This window comes from Fructilactobacillus sp. X3R5C2 (genome assembly GCF_059901175.1).
Map to the genome: position 1 here is coordinate 1 of NZ_JBWXVC010000028.1, position 271 is coordinate 271.

1 pseudogene is annotated in these 271 nt (G+C 63.5%); it reads right to left on the minus strand.

Features of this window, described 5'->3' with window-relative positions:
* Positions 1-271: pseudogene (oxyR, locus tag AC6UD4_RS07305) on the minus strand (oxidative stress transcriptional regulator OxyR); the annotation flags it as partial.

A 271-nucleotide genomic window follows, 5' to 3' on the forward strand; every position in this document is an offset into this window, starting at 1 on the left:
TCGATGTACAGCGGCATCTGCGGCGCTACGCGATGCAGTTGCGGAATCAGGTGCGGGAACAGGTACGGGCCGACGGTATAGATGGCACCGACCTTGAGCGGGGCAGTCAGCTGGTTCTTGCCGGCCTGGGCCAGCTCGCGGATGCCCTGGGCCTGCTCCAGTACCTTCTGTGCCTGGGCGACAATGCTCTCGCCGACGGGGGTCAGGCGTACCGCGCTTTTGCTGCGCTCGAAGATCAGAACGCCAAGCTCATCCTCGAGCTTCTTCACAC